The 13,718-nt window shown below is 70.4% G+C and carries 12 protein-coding genes; 8 read left to right on the forward strand and 4 right to left on the reverse strand.

What is annotated here, in order from left to right:
• Positions 1-270: 270 nt before the first annotated feature.
• Positions 271-1,965 (forward strand): sigma-70 family RNA polymerase sigma factor, encoded by a 1,695-nt coding sequence (locus ACTWQJ_RS11680; RefSeq protein WP_443306562.1) that lies wholly within the window; start codon positions 271-273, stop codon positions 1,963-1,965.
• A 6-nt stretch (positions 1,966-1,971) separates the two neighbouring features.
• On the opposite strand, the gene ACTWQJ_RS11685 is transcribed toward ACTWQJ_RS11680, so the two are convergent.
• The gene (locus tag ACTWQJ_RS11685) at positions 1,972-2,658 is read right to left on the reverse strand and encodes a glycerophosphodiester phosphodiesterase (RefSeq protein ID WP_443306563.1); all 687 of its coding nucleotides are present in this window, start codon (positions 2,656-2,658) and stop codon (positions 1,972-1,974) included.
• Positions 2,659-2,679: 21 nt separating this feature from the next.
• Positions 2,680-3,747 carry an adenosine deaminase gene (locus tag ACTWQJ_RS11690; RefSeq protein WP_443306564.1) on the reverse strand — a complete coding sequence of 356 codons (1,068 nt, stop codon included), beginning with the start codon at positions 3,745-3,747 and terminating at the stop codon, positions 2,680-2,682.
• 159 nt (positions 3,748-3,906) lie between these two features.
• Between ACTWQJ_RS11690 and ACTWQJ_RS11695 the strand changes: the two genes are divergently transcribed.
• Positions 3,907-5,172, forward strand: a complete 1,266-nt coding sequence (locus ACTWQJ_RS11695; RefSeq protein WP_443306565.1) for a hypothetical protein — start codon at positions 3,907-3,909, stop codon at positions 5,170-5,172.
• A gap of 2 nt (positions 5,173-5,174) precedes the next feature.
• Here ACTWQJ_RS11695 and ACTWQJ_RS11700 read toward each other — a convergent pair whose 3' ends face one another.
• Positions 5,175-5,762, reverse strand: a complete 588-nt coding sequence (locus tag ACTWQJ_RS11700; RefSeq protein ID WP_443306566.1) for an NADAR family protein — start codon at positions 5,760-5,762, stop codon at positions 5,175-5,177.
• 211 nt (positions 5,763-5,973) lie between these two features.
• Between ACTWQJ_RS11700 and ACTWQJ_RS11705 the strand changes: the two genes are divergently transcribed.
• Genes ACTWQJ_RS11705 through ACTWQJ_RS11730 form a run of 6 tightly spaced genes read left to right on the forward strand, consistent with a single transcriptional unit; the run spans position 5,974 to position 13,143 of the window.
• Entirely contained in the window at positions 5,974-7,509 is a 1,536-nt protein-coding gene (locus ACTWQJ_RS11705; RefSeq protein ID WP_443306567.1) for a gamma-aminobutyraldehyde dehydrogenase, read from the forward strand.
• 56 nt (positions 7,510-7,565) lie between these two features.
• Complete coding sequence (locus ACTWQJ_RS11710; protein WP_443306568.1) at positions 7,566-8,810, forward strand: polyamine ABC transporter substrate-binding protein; 1,245 nt, start codon at positions 7,566-7,568, stop codon at positions 8,808-8,810.
• Positions 8,807-9,970: an ABC transporter ATP-binding protein gene (locus ACTWQJ_RS11715; protein ID WP_443306569.1), complete on the forward strand. Its 1,164-nt coding sequence runs from the start codon at positions 8,807-8,809 to the stop codon at positions 9,968-9,970. Before ACTWQJ_RS11710 ends, ACTWQJ_RS11715 begins: the two co-directional genes overlap by 4 nt.
• A complete protein-coding gene (locus ACTWQJ_RS11720) occupies positions 9,970-10,893 on the forward strand; it encodes an ABC transporter permease (protein WP_224737852.1) in 924 nt (307 codons plus the stop codon). The genes ACTWQJ_RS11715 and ACTWQJ_RS11720 overlap by 1 nt, the downstream gene beginning before the upstream one ends.
• Positions 10,894-11,694 (forward strand): ABC transporter permease, encoded by an 801-nt coding sequence (locus ACTWQJ_RS11725; protein ID WP_443306570.1) that lies wholly within the window; start codon positions 10,894-10,896, stop codon positions 11,692-11,694. It abuts the gene before it with no gap.
• A gap of 21 nt (positions 11,695-11,715) precedes the next feature.
• Positions 11,716-13,143 (forward strand): NAD(P)/FAD-dependent oxidoreductase, encoded by a 1,428-nt coding sequence (locus tag ACTWQJ_RS11730; RefSeq protein WP_443306571.1) that lies wholly within the window; start codon positions 11,716-11,718, stop codon positions 13,141-13,143.
• A 30-nt stretch (positions 13,144-13,173) separates the two neighbouring features.
• Here ACTWQJ_RS11730 and ACTWQJ_RS11735 read toward each other — a convergent pair.
• A partial coding sequence (locus tag ACTWQJ_RS11735; RefSeq protein WP_443306572.1) for a phosphatase PAP2 family protein occupies positions 13,174-13,718 on the reverse strand: 545 nt, incomplete at its 5' end.

Raw genomic sequence — 13,718 nt, forward strand, 5'->3', positions numbered from 1 at the left:
TGCCGTACAAAACATGGGTGTTGTAAGGGATCGCCCTTACGGGCCCGGACCGGCCCGGGCCGATGACGGTCAACGCCGCTGGTCGTCGGCCGCCGGTCGCCGGTTGCAGAAAAGTGTTATCGCCCGCCTCTTCACCGCGTCTCCCTTCGCGTCCCCCTGTCCCCCACACCCGGGAGCCGCTCCCATGTCCCGTCCGTACCCGAAGCGGAATGTGATCTCCGACATAGCCAAACGCACAGGTCAGGCTGAGAAGGTGCGTACGGGCAGCAAGTGAGCCGGGAGAGGACGTACGTGGACGAGGGAGCCGGCAGGCAGTGGCGCTCCACCATCGCGGCGGCGCAGGCCGGTGACCGGCATGCGCTGGACGAGCTGGTCGAGGGCTGGCTGCCGCTGGTCTACAACGTGGTCGGGCGCGCCCTGAACGGCCATGCCGACGTCGACGACGTCGTCCAGGAGACCATGCTGCGTGCCGTCGACAACCTCGGCTCGCTGCGGGACCCGGACAGCTTCCGCTCCTGGCTCGTCGCCATCGCCATGCGGCAGATACGGGACCGGGCCCGCCGTAAGCAGCCCGCCCACCTCGACGAGTCGGCCGCGCGCGAGGCCACCGACTTCGCAGAACTCACCGTGCTGCGGCTGCAGTTGGAGGGGCAGCGGCGCGAGGTCGCGGAGGCGGTGCGCTGGCTGGACGACGAGGACCGGCAGTTGCTGTCGCTGTGGTGGCTGGAGGTCGCGGGCGAGCTGACCCGGCGCGAACTGGCCGCGGCGGCCGGGATCAGCCGGCAGCACGCCGCGGTGCGCGTCCAGCGGGTGAAGGAGCGGCTGGAGACCGCGCGCGGCATCGTACGGGCGCTGAACGGCGCCTGCCCCGATCTGCGCGAGCTGACCGCCCGCTGGAGCGGCCGTCCCGACTCGGTCTGGCGCAAGCGGCTGGCCCGGCACATCAAGGGCTGCGGCTACTGCGGCGACACCCGCGAGTCCGTCGTACCGGCGGAACGGCTCCTCGTCGGCATCGCACTCGTCCCGATCCCGGTCGGCTTCACGCTGTCGCTGGCCCTCGGCGGCAAGACGGCGGTCGCGGCCACGGCGACCTCCGTCGGCTGGTCTGCGAAGGTGATGGCCGCGATCACCCAGCCCGCCGTGGCGGTGACGGCCGGCGCGACGATCGTCGCGGGCGGCGCGTACGTCGTCACCCAGACCCCCGACGCCCCGCCGCGTGCGGTCGCCCCCACGGCGTCGAGCACGGCCCGACCGCCGTCGGCCCCGGTCCCTTCCGTGACCCCGTCGGCCACGCCGTCACCGTCGCCGTCGGTGACGCAGCGGAAGGTCGAGCTGTACGGCACGGTCGTCGACGCCGTCGACCGGGCCCCGGACCCGAACGCCCGCCCCGCGGCCCTGCCGCACCGCCCCGAGTCCGGCATCACCAGCACCTGGGGTGCGAGGGCCGTCATGCAGCACCGCGGCGAGAGCGTGACGCTCAGCGGGCAGGGCTATGTTCTGGTGCGCTGGCAGATCGCGCCGCACGACCGGCCCGGCGGGCTGACCATGCCTACCTGGACCGGCCTGAAGGGCAAGATCTTCCACGTTGCCTCCGGTGGCGGCCGCCGCATGGACGACGTCACCGGGGAGGCCGCCGACGGCGGCCCCGTCACCGGCATGGGCGGCCCGGACACCGGCTACACCGTCCTGCCCGACGGCACCCAGCAGATGTGGCAGAACGAGTACTTCTATGTCGACGGCACCGTCACCCTCAACCAGAACGAGCGCGGCGCCTCCTACGGCCTGACCGTCTTCCCGTCGAGCTGGAACGCCGTGAACGAGGACATCAACTCCGGGCCCCCCGAGGGCGCGAAGCGCTACGGCCTCGTCCGCGACACGGGCAAGGACGACACCCCCGTACCGCAGTACGTCACCCGCACGACCCCGGCCGACCCGGCGACGGTCCCTCAACGGTCCCGCGTGTAGCGCGGGTCAACGGAACGTGCGCAGCGCGCACAGGGCGTCGATGCGGTTCGTGGTGATCGAGTCGACGCCCATGTCGAGGAGTCGGCGCATGGCGCGTCGGGTGTCGGGGGTCCAGACGGAGAGCAGGTAGCCGTCGCGGTGGACGCGGGCCGCGAGGTCACGACCGACCAGTGAGAAGCGGTAGTTGAGCCAGCGCGGGCGTACCGCGTCCAGCAGTGCAGGGCGCGGCGGCGCCAGCGTCGTCCAGGTCAGGGCGATCTCGGCGGCCGGGTCGGCGGCGCGCACGGCGAGCATGGCGGAAGGGCCCGCGCAGTAGTACACGCGGTCCTGGGCCCCGCAGTCGCGCACGACGTCCACGACCCGCCGCGCCACCCGCACATCGGGCGTGCCCGGCAGGTCGAGCATCACCCGGCTCCCGTCGGTCGCCGTGAGCGCCTGGGCGAGCGTCGGCACCGCGCCGTTGGTGAGCCCGTGCACCTCTTCCGCCGACAGCGACAGCAGCGGCCGGTCGTGCTCCCACAGCCGCTTCAGCGTCTCGTCGTGCAGCAGCACAGGGACGCCGTCCCGGGTGAGCCGTACGTCGATCTCCACCGCGTCCGCGCCCAGTTCGAGCGCGGTGCGCAGCGAGTCGACCGTGTTCTCGGGATGGTGGTAGGGGGCGCCGCGGTGGGCCACGGCGGTCACGTTCGGCATGGGCTCAATTCTGGTGGTGGGTCAGGACGCGAGCCAGGCTGAGGTATAGGTGTCGATCTCGGCCGCCAGGCTCGCCTTGCCGGCCTCGTCCAGGAAGGACGCCTCGACCGCGTTCTTCGCGAGGTCGGCGAGACCCCGCTCGTCGAGGTCGAGGAGCCGGGCGGCCACGGCGTACTCGCTGTTGAGGTCGGTGCCGAACATCGGAGGGTCGTCCGAGTTGATCGTGACGAGGACGCCGGCGCGGGTGAACTCCTTGATCGGGTGCTCGTCGAGGGTGCGGACCGCGCGCGTGGCGATGTTGGAGGTCGGGCACACCTCCAGCGGGATCCGGTGCTCGGCGAGGTGCGCCAGCAGCTTCGGGTCCTGTGCGGAGCTGGTGCCGTGCCCGATGCGCTCGGCGCGCAGGTGGGTGAGGGCGTCCCAGACCGTCTCCGGTCCGGTGGTCTCGCCGGCGTGCGGCACGGAGTGGAGTCCGGCGGCGATCGCGCGGTCGAAGTACGGCTTGAACTGCGGCCGGGGTACGCCGATCTCGGGCCCGCCGAGTCCGAACGACACCAGCCCCTCGGGGCGCACCTTGTCGTCGGTGGCGAGCCGTGTGGTCTCCTCGGCGGCCTCGAGACCCGCCTCGCCGGGGATGTCGAAGCACCAGCGCAGTACGGTCCCGAAGTCGGCCTCGGCCGCCTTGCGGGCGTCCTCGATCGCATCCATGAAGGCCTGCTCCTCGATGCCGCGCCGGGTGGAGGAGAAGGGAGTGATGGTCAGTTCGGCGTACCGCACCTGCTGCCGGGCCAGGTCCCGGGCCACCTCGTACGTCAGCAGGCGGACGTCCTCCGGGGTGCGGATCAGGTCGACGACGGACAGGTACACCTCGATGAAGTGCGCGAAGTCCGTGAACGTGAAGTAGTCGACCAGGGCCTCGGGGTCGGTGGGCACCTTGGAGTCGGGGTGACGGGCGGCCAGTTCGGCGACGATCCGGGGAGAGGCGGAGCCGACGTGGTGCACGTGCAGTTCGGCCTTGGGCAGTCCGGCGATGAAGGCGTGCGGGTCGCGGACGCCGGGTACGGCGGATACGGCGGCGTGGTCGGTCAAGGTTCCTCCCCGGGAGCGGCGTCCCCGGCCGCGGGTGGCGGCGGGACGCGGGTGATCGGCTGATCGGTGACTCGGGGATCATCGTATGCCGGGCCCACACGGCAGATGCCAGGGCCGTAGCATGCTTCACGGCACGCACGACAGAGGGGATCCCCGCGCATGTCCGACGACAGGCAGCCGCCGGCAGCGCCGGAGGCCAACGCCGCACCCGCGTCGGCGGGCCGGGATGACGGCGTATCCGGTGCAGCGCCGAGCGGTGGGGCGCCGAGTGGTGCAGTGCCCGGCGGTGCGGCCGTCAGTGGTGGGGCGCCGAGTGGTGCGACGCCCGGCGGTGCGGCCGCCCGTGGTGCGGTCCCGGGTGGTGGGGCGCCCGGCGGTGGGGCCCCGAGCGATGCGGCCCCGGGCGATGCGGCGCCCGGCGGTGCGGTACCCCGCGACCCGTGGGCGCCGCCGGAGCGGTCGGCGTATGACGGGGCGCCCGAGGTCGTGTTGGACAGCGGCGCCATTCCGGAGGTCCAGCAGGACCGGGACACGGCGTTCGGCATAGCGCAGGTCGGTGAGGCGGTGCCCCTCGTGCCGTCGGACGGGGAGGCCGCGCCATCGCCGCGAACCCCGCACGATGCGGATGCGGCCCGGCAGGGCACGGCGCCGCAGGTCGCCCTCGACAAGCACCCCGCCGTAGCTCCCAGCCCTGAGCCGAACCTCTGGGCACCCCCGGCGAACGACGCCATGGGCGGCCCCGGCGACACGATCGCGTCGAGCGGCCCCGCCACCCCGGCCGGCCCCTCCGTCCACGACCAGCAGACGATCACGTCCCTGCCCGCCGCGGACAGCCCCCCGGCAGCCCAGGCCCCGCAGGGATGGGCAGCACCGACCGCCCCGTCGACGGGCGCACCCCAGCAGGCGTGGGCCGCCCCGACCGCGCCGCCCGGCTCAGGCGGGCCGCACGATGTGTTCCCGCCGTCGGCCCCCACGGCCGGCAACCCGTTCGCCGCGCCCACCGCAGGCGTCCCGCACCCCCAGGAAGGCGCCGTCCCGCCTCCGCCCATAGCCCCCGACGGCCCCGGCCAGGTTCCGTACGGCTATCCCGGCGGCCACGGCTACCCGGGCGGGCCCGCCTACGGCGGCCCGCCCACGCACGGCGCCCAGGGTTACTACGGCTGGCCCGGTGCACAGGCGATGCCCAGCAACGGGCTCGGCACGGCCGGGCTCGTGGTCGGCATCGTGGCCGCCGCCGGCTTCTGTCTGTGGCCGGTGGCGATCATCCTGGGCATCCTGGGCGTGATCTTCGGCGCGGTCGGCCGCAGCAGGGCGAACCGCGGCGAGGCCACCAACCCCGGCCAGGCCCTCGCCGGGATCATTTGCGGCACCGTGGGCATCCTCCTCGGCGCCGGCTTCGGCATCCTGGTGCTCATGGCCCCGTAGGACTACGCCCCGGCGTTCCCCTCAGCGCTCTGCAGTCTCTCCCGCGCCTCCATCAACGCGAACCCCAGGAGATTCGGCCCCCGCCACCGCTCCGGATCCGACGCGGCCTCGTCGTCCGCGGCGAGCCCGATGCCCCACACCCGGTCCACGGGGCTCGCCTCCACCAGCACTCTCTCCCCGGTGTTCAGCAGGTACTCCCGCAGATCGGCATGCGCGCCGAACTTGTGGACGCTGCCCTCGACCACGATCCCGAAGCGCTCGCGCTTCCATATCGACTCGTCGAAGCCGCGCACGAGCCGCCCCGCCTTCTTCGCCTGCGCGGGATGCGCAGCCGCCAGCACCCCGCGCTCCGCCTCCGCGTCCTCGAACAGTCGCGCCTTGGCGGCCATCATCCAGTGCTCCGCCGTCGCGTACTCCACCTCACCCACCGTGAACGGCGACGGCCACCACTGGCTCAGACAACTCGGACCCACCCGCCCGTCCGACCGTGGCCGGTGCCCCCAGAAGTGCAGATACTTGATGTGCGCCCCCGCGCGGACCTCCCTGACCAGGGCGTCCACGGAATCGATCTTCCCCGTGGTCCTCTCCATGCATGCGAGTCTGGCAGGCACCACTGACAGTCCGTCCCTCCTTTTCCATGCCCGACTCGACACCTGGTCGACAGATTCCGTCGCGTAACCAAAAGGCAACAACGGAATCACTTGTTGGACGCCCTTGGCTCTGTCAGGATCGGCACTCAAATCGAGCTGGAGCTACGCCACCCACCCCGTGAGCAGCGGGGCGACGGCGGAGGAGAGCGACATGCACAACCCGGGCAGGACCACCCCGGAACGATTCCCCGCCCAGGACTGTTTCGCGGACGGCGCGCAGTACATCGCCGGCCGCCTGACGAAGGGCACGTCCGGTCGTACGCACACGGTCGTCGACCCGGCCACAGGTGAGGACGTGTACACCTACGAGCTGGCCGGCCCGGACGATGTGGACGCGGCGGTCGCCGCCGCGCGCGACGCCTTCCCCGGCTGGTCCGGCGCGACCCCCGGCGAGCGTTCCGACGCGCTGCACCGCTTCGCCGCGGTGCTCGCCGACCGCGCCGAGGAGTTTGCCCGCGCCGAGTCCCTGCAGTGCGGCAAGCCGCTGAAGCTGACCCGTGAGTTCGACGTGCCGGGCACGATCGACAACACCGCCTTCTTCGCGGGTGCCGCCCGGCACCTCCAGGGGCAGTCCGCCGGCGAGTACTCCGGCGACCACACCTCGTACGTCCGCCGTGAGCCCATCGGTGTCGTCGGCTCCATCGCGCCCTGGAACTACCCCCTCCAGATGGCCGCCTGGAAGATCCTCCCGGCGATCGCCGCGGGCAACACGATCGTGCTGAAGCCCGCCGAGCTCACCCCGCTGACCTCCCTTCTCTTCGCCCAGGCAGCCACCGACGCCGGAATCCCCGACGGTGTCATCAACATCGTCACAGGCACCGGCAAGGAGGCCGGCGAGCACCTGGTCGGCCACCCCGACGTGGCCATGACCTCCTTCACCGGCTCCACCGCTGTCGGCAAGCGGGTCGCCGAGATCGCCATCGCCACCGTCAAACGGCTCCACCTGGAGCTGGGCGGCAAGGCACCCTTCGTGGTCTTCGACGACGCCGACCTGGAGGCGGCCGTCCACGGCGCGGTCGCGGGCGCCCTCATCAACACCGGGCAGGACTGCACGGCTGCCACGCGCGCGTATGTGCAGAGGCCGCTCTACGAGGCGTTCGTCGAAAAGACCGCCGAACTGATGGAAACCGTCCGCCTGGGCGACCCCTTCGCCCCGGGCACCGACCTGGGCCCCCTCGTCTCCCACGCCCAACGCGACCGCGTCGCCGGGTTCGTGGAGCGGGCACGTGGCTACGCGCGCGTGGTGACGGGCGGCGAGGCTCCCCAGGGGGATCTCGAGAACGGCGCGTACTACCGCCCCACCCTCGTCGCGGACGCGCCCCAGGACAGCGAGATCGTCCAGTCCGAGATCTTCGGACCGGTCCTCGTCGTCCTGCCCTTCGACACCGACGACGAAGGCATCCGGCTCGCCAACGACACCCCGTACGGGCTGGCCGCGTCCGCCTGGAGCCGGGACGTCTACCGCGCCAACCGCGCCACCCGCGAGATCAAGGCGGGCTGCGTGTGGGTCAACGATCACATCCCGATCATCAGCGAGATGCCGCACGGCGGGTACCGGCAGTCCGGCTTCGGCAAGGACATGTCCGCGTACTCGTTCGAGGAGTACACCCAGATCAAGCACGTCATGTTCGACAACACGGCGGTGGCCCGCAAGGACTGGCACCGCACGATCTTCGGGGACCGATAGCCACAACAGGCCGCCTGACCCGCGGCCGCCGACCCTCCCGAAAGGGCACCACGCGCATGGAGCAGTACGAGCCCGACCGCCTGTCCGCGGCCCAAGCGGCCGCCATGCGGCGCAGCCTGCGCAGCGGCAGGGCCTCCCTCACCCGCCGTTCCCTGCTGCGCGCCTCCGCCGGCGGCGCGCTCGCGGTCGGCGGCCTCGGGGCGCTGAGCGCCTGCGGCATCCCCCCGGCGGCGAAGACGTCGGGCGTGTCGTCCGAGGACCACTCGGCGAAGGAGAAGACCGTCAACTTCTCCAACTGGACCGAGTACATGGACGTCGACGAGAGCGAGAAGCACCACCCGACGCTCGACGAGTTCAAGCGGCGCACCGGTATCACGGTCAAGTACACCGAGGACATCAACGACAACGTCGAGTTCTTCGGCAAGATCAAGCCGCAGCTCGCGGCCGGCCAGGACACCGGCCGCGACCTGATCTGCGTGACCGACTGGCTCGCCGCGCGCCTCATCCGCTTCGGGTGGGTCCAGAAACTGGACCCGTCCAACCTGCCGCACGCGTTCGCCAACCTGTCCCAGCAGTTCCGCAGCCCCGACTGGGACCCGGGACGGGCGTACTCGTACCCCTGGACCGGCATCTCCACGGTCATCGCCTACAACAAGAAGGCGCTGGACGGCGAGGAGGTGAAGTCGGTCTCCGACCTGCTCGACAATCCCAGGCTCAAGGGCCGCGTCGGCTTCCTGTCCGAGATGCGCGACAGCGTCGGGATGACGCTGCTCGACATGGGCAAGGACCCGGGCAAGTTCACCGACGACGACTTCGACGCGGCGATAGCCCGCCTCCAGAAGGCCGTCGACCAGGGCCAGATCCGCCGCTTCACCGGCAACGACTACACCTCGGACCTCACCAAGGGCGACTTCGCGGCCTGTCTCGCCTGGGCCGGTGACGTCGTCCAGCTCAAGGCCGACAGCCCCGACGTCGACTTCCTCATCCCGGACAGCGGATACATGACGTCGACGGACAACCTGCTGGTGCCCAACAAGGCCCGGCACAAGACCAACGCCGAACGTCTCATCGACTACTACTACGAGCCGAAGCCGGCCGCGCAGCTCGCCGCGTACATCAACTACGTGTGCCCCGTCGACGGGGTGAAGGCGGAACTCGCCAAGATCGACGAGGACGCGGCGAACAACCCGCTGATCATTCCCGACCAGGAGATGGCCGCCAAGTCTCGTGCCTTCCGCTCCCTCAGCTCGAAGGAAGAGACGGCCTACGAAGAGAAGTTCGCGAAGCTCACAGGGGCGTGACGACGATGACGACGACAGACAGCAGCGGCGACGTCCGCCTCTCCGGAATCAGCAAGACCTACGGCTCCTTCACCGCCGTACACCCACTGGACCTGACCGTGCCGCAGGGCTCCTTCTTCGCCCTGCTCGGCGCGTCCGGCTGTGGCAAGACCACCACCCTGCGCATGATCGCGGGCCTGGAGGAGCCGACGTCGGGCACCGTCTCGCTCGGCGACCAGGACGTGACCCGGCTGCCGCCGTACAAGCGGCCGGTGAACACGGTCTTCCAGTCCTACGCCCTCTTCCCGCATCTCGACATCTTCGAGAACGTCGCTTTCGGCCTGCGCCGGCGCGGCGTCAAGTCGGTGAAGAAGCAGGTCGAGGAGATGCTCGACCTGGTCCAGCTGGGCGAGCAGGCTCGCAAGAAGCCGCACCAGCTCTCCGGCGGTCAGCAGCAGCGCGTGGCCGTCGCCCGTGCGCTGATCAACCACCCCAAGGTGCTGCTCCTCGACGAGCCCCTCGGCGCCCTCGACCTGAAGCTGCGCCGCCAGATGCAGCTGGAGCTCAAGCGCATCCAGACCGAGGTCGGCATCACCTTCGTCCACGTCACGCACGACCAGGAGGAGGCCATGACGATGGCCGACACGGTCGCCGTGATGAACGCGGGCCGCGTCGAGCAACTCGGCGCTCCCGCCGACCTGTACGAGAACCCGCGGACGACGTTCGTCGCCAACTTCCTCGGCACCTCCAACCTGATCGAGGCCGAGGTCGACACCAGGAGCGGCGAGGAGATCGTCCTCAAGGCGGGCGGCGGCAAGCTCACCCTGCCGTCGGAGCGCTGCTCGGCGCCCACCACGACCGGCGGCAAGGTGCTGGTCGGCGTACGCCCCGAGAAGATCTCCCTCACGCACGCCGACGACGCCGGTGAGATCCCGGACGGCCGCAACCGCGTCACCGGCAGGATCGCCGACGCCAGTTTCATAGGCGTCTCCACGCAGTACGTCATCGACAGCCCCTCCGGCTCCGAACTCGCCGTCTACGTCCAGAACGTCGACCGCGACACACGCCTCGCCCCCGGCGCCGAGGTCGTCCTGCACTGGAGCCCGGCGCACACCTTCGGCCTGGACGCGTCCCAGGACATCGAGGCGGGCGTGGAGAAGGTCGAGGAGGAGACCTCCTGATGGCCGCTGTCACCGAAGCGCCACCTCTGGCGCCCGTTCCGGCGAAGAAGCCGCCACGCAAGAGGGGCCGCTGGACGCCGTACCTGCTCCTGCTGCCCGGCATCCTCTGGCTGTTGGTCTTCTTCGCGCTGCCGATGATCTACCAGGCCTCCACGTCCGTGCAGACGGGCTCCCTGGAGGAGGGCTACGAGGTCACCTGGCACTTCGCCACCTACTGGAACGCGCTGTCCGAGTACTGGCCGCAGTTCCTGCGCTCGGTCCTCTACGCCGGCACCGCGACGATCCTGTGTCTGCTGCTGGGCTACCCGCTGGCGTACCTGATCGCGTTCCGCGCGGGCCGCTGGCGGAACCTGATCATGATCCTGGTGATCGCGCCGTTCTTCACCAGCTTCCTGATCCGTACGCTCGCCTGGAAGACGATCCTCGCGGACGGCGGCCCGGTCGTCGGCGCCCTGAACTCCCTGCACGTCCTGGACGTCACCAGCTGGCTCGGCATCACCGCCGGTGACCGGGTGCTGGCCACCCCGCTGGCGGTGGTGTGCGGTCTGACGTACAACTTCCTGCCGTTCATGATCCTGCCGCTCTACACCTCCCTGGAGCGCATCGACGGCCGGCTGCACGAGGCCGCGGGCGATCTGTACGCGCGCCCCTTCACGACCTTCCGGAAGGTCACCTTCCCGCTGTCGATGCCGGGCGTCGTCTCCGGCACCCTGCTGACGTTCATCCCGGCCGCCGGTGACTACGTGAACGCCGATCTGCTCGGCTCCACCGACACCCGCATGATCGGAAACGTCATCCAGTCGCAGTTCCTGCGGATTCTGGACTATCCGACGGCGGCGGCCCTCTCCTTCATCCTGATGTTCGCGATCCTCATCATGGTGACGCTGTACATCCGCAAGTCCGGCACGGAGGATCTGGTTTAAATGGCCTTCGTCAACTGGCTCAAGCGCCATCTCGTCGTCATTGCGGGACTGTTCACGCTCGGATATCTCCTGCTGCCGAACGTCGTCGTCACGGTGTTCTCCTTCAACAACCCGAAGGGCCGCTTCAACTACGAGTGGCAGGAATTCTCCACGGAGGCCTGGACCGATCCGTGCGGGGTCGCCGACCTGTGCGGCTCGCTCTCGCTCAGCCTCCAGATCGCGTTCTGGGCGACGCTGGGCGCGACCATCCTGGGCGCGATGATCGCCTTCGCACTGGTGCGGTACCGGTTCCGCGCGCGCGGGGCCGTCAACTCGCTGATCTTCCTGCCCATGGCCATGCCCGAGGTCGTCATGGCGGCCTCGCTGCTCACCCTCTTCCTCAACATGGGTGTTCAGTTGGGATTCTGGACGATCCTGATCGCCCACATCATGTTCTGCCTCAGCTTCGTCGTGACGGCCGTCAAGGCACGGGTGATGTCGATGGACCCGAGGCTGGAGGAGGCCGCCCGGGATCTGTACGCCGGCCCGCTCCAGACCTTCCTCCGGGTCACCCTGCCGATCGCGGCTCCCGGAATCGCCGCGGGCGCGCTGCTCGCCTTCGCGCTCTCCTTCGACGATTTCATCATCACCAATTTCAACGCGGGCTCGACCGTCACCTTCCCCATGTTCGTGTGGGGCTCGGCGCAGCGCGGAACGCCCGTTCAGATCAATGTCATCGGTACGGCCATGTTCCTCATCGCCGTACTGCTCGTACTGGCCTCCATGGTCATCAGCAGCCGACGCACCAGGCAAAAGGCATAAACCCTGTAGGGAGTTGAAATCATGGCCCCAAGCGCCATGAGCCCCAGAGACAACTGGACGAAGTCCCTTTCCGAAGCCCAGCCGGTCCCGTACTGGCTGGACGACCCCGGCAGGCCCCACCCAGAGCCCGCGCTCACCGGCGCCGAGACCTGCGACCTGCTGGTCGTCGGCGGTGGATACAGCGGACTGTGGACCGCGCTCAATGCCAAAGAGCGCGACCCGCAGCGGGACGTGATCCTGCTGGAAGGCCGCGAGGTGGGCTGGGCCGCCTCCGGCCGCAACGGCGGCTTCTGCGCCGCCTCCCTCACCCACGGCCTGCCCAACGGCCTCACCCGCTGGCCCGACGAGATCCACAAGCTCCAGGAGCTGGGCGCCCGCAACCTCGACGAGATCGAGGCAGCCCTCGCCCGGCACGGAATCGACTGCGACTTCGAACGCACCGGTGAGATCGACGTGGCGACCGAGACGTACCAGGCGTGGGAACTGCGCGACTGGTACGAGGAGATGGAGCGCAAGGGCCTCGCCGAGGACGTGGAGTTCCTGGACGCCGAAGCGGTGAGGGAACAAGTCGACTCACCGACCTTCCAGGCGGGCCTGTGGGACCGCCGCGGCGTGGCCATGCTCCACCCCGCCAAGCTCGCCTGGGGCCTGAAGCGGGCCTGCCGTGACCTCGGCGTACGCATCTACGAGCACACCCCCGCCCGCACCCTGAAGCCGTACGGCGCCGGCATGGCCGTACGCACCCCCTACGGCGAGGTCCGCGCCCGCAGGGTCGCTCTCGGCACGAACATCTTCCCCAGCCTGGTCAGGCGGGTGAGGTCGTACACCGTCCCCGTCTACGACTACGCGCTGATGACCGAGCCGCTCACCGCCGAACACCTCGCGTCGATCGGCTGGAAGAACCGGCAGGGCCTCGGCGATTCGGCGAACCAGTTCCACTACTTCCGCCTCTCCGCCGACAACCGCATCCTCTGGGGCGGCTACGACGCGATCTACCCGTACGGCGGCCGGGTGCGCGCCGAGTACGACGACCGCCCGGAGACGTACGCCAAGCTCGCCGGGCACTTCTTCACCTGCTTCCCGCAGCTGGAGGGCGTCCGCTTCACCCACGCCTGGGGCGGCGCGATCGACACCTGCTCGCGCTTCTCGGCGTTCTTCGGCACCGCGCACGGCGGGAAGGTCGCGTACGCGGCGGGCTACACGGGCCTCGGTGTGGGCGCCACCCGCTTCGGTGCCGATGTGATGCTGGACCTGCTGGCGGGGGAGCGCACGGAGCGCACCGAGCTGCAAATGGTCCGCAGGAAGCCCCTCCCCTTCCCGCCGGAGCCCTTCGCATGGACCGGTATCGCCCTCACCAAGTGGTCGCTGGCCAGGGCGGACGCCCACGGCGGCCGGCGCAACCTGTGGCTGCGGACGATGGACCGGCTGGGCCTGGGCTTCGACAGCTGACCGCCCTGCGCGGTCTGATGACCTGGTCGGTCAACTGGGACCGCTGCTCGAACCAGGAGTTCCAGCGGACGTTCGACGGCTGCTTCGGCCGACGAGCATCACGAAGCCGCCGATCAGCAGCGCACCGACGCACCAACTGGCCACGACGTCCAGTGGCCAGTGGTAGCCGCGTCGGACCAGCCCGTAGCCGACGCCGAGATTGACGGCGACGCAGCAGAGCGCGAGCGCACGTCTGACGTACGTGCCGTGCAGCCAGGGGAGGAGGAGCAGGGCCGCACAGCCGTAGGCGACGGCTGCGGTCGCGGTGTGACCGGAGGGGTAGTAGCCGGTGCCGGGCGGGACGACCGGGGTGCCCGGGCGGTCGGTCAGCTCCTTGAGCGGGACGACGAGCGCCGGGACGAGCGCCATGAGGACAGCGGCTGCGACGCCCGGCAACCACCAGCGCGCCACCCCCGCGCCCCGCGCCCGCCGGGCGGCGTACAGCGCGACGATCGCGAGAACGGGCACGGCCACCTGCACATTGCCCAGATCGGCCAGGAGTTCGGAGCACCGGTCGGGCCGGACGAGAACCCGAA

This window comes from Streptomyces sp. KR55, from assembly GCF_052245645.1.
GTDB classification, from domain to species: domain Bacteria; phylum Actinomycetota; class Actinomycetes; order Streptomycetales; family Streptomycetaceae; genus Streptomyces; species Streptomyces flavusporus.